The following is a 641-nucleotide window of genomic DNA, read 5'->3' on the forward strand; positions in this document are numbered from 1 at the left end:
CCGTGCTTCCGCCCGAACAGAACGCCAACCTACAGGATCGTGCTGTGACACACGCCGCTAGGTCTCGGTGGTGGATTTGAGCCCCGATCATTTTCAGCGCCGCAAACCTCGGCCGGTAAGCTGTTACGCTATTCTTAGAGGGTAGCTGCTTCTAAGCTCACCTCCCGGCTGTCTAGGGCTTGCGACCACTTTCGATCGCACTTAATCCACACTTGGGGACCTTAACCCAGCTCTGGGTTGTCTCCCTCACGGTACACAGGCTTACCCCGCGCACCGGACTCCCTGCGTCAAACGACGTTCGTAGGTTCGGAGTTGGACAGGGGGGCGCACTCCTCTCGGAGTGCGGTCCCCCAATCCGTCGCTCTACCCCACGAACTATCTCGGCAGAGGTCATGCTTCGACATGTTTCGGTTGGAACCAGCTGTTTCCGGACTCGATGGGCCTTTCACCCCTAGACGCAAGTCACGAGAGGGTATTGTAGGACACCAACTCTAACAGGCCTCCACGCACCTTTCGGCACGCTTCACCTTGCTCACGTCTAGATCGTCCGGTTTCGGGTCGTGCCCGATTGACTCCCCGCGCTTGAACACGGCGGCCCTCGTCGTAAGACTGCGGCCATGTCGGTTTCCCTACGCCTTCCC

1 rRNA gene is annotated in these 641 nt (G+C 59.3%); it reads right to left on the minus strand.

From position 1 onward, the window contains the following. Nucleotides 1-641 (minus strand): 23S ribosomal RNA (locus AC6I6L_RS20675); the annotation flags it as partial.

Source organism: Halosolutus sp. DAT137 (assembly GCF_059736405.1).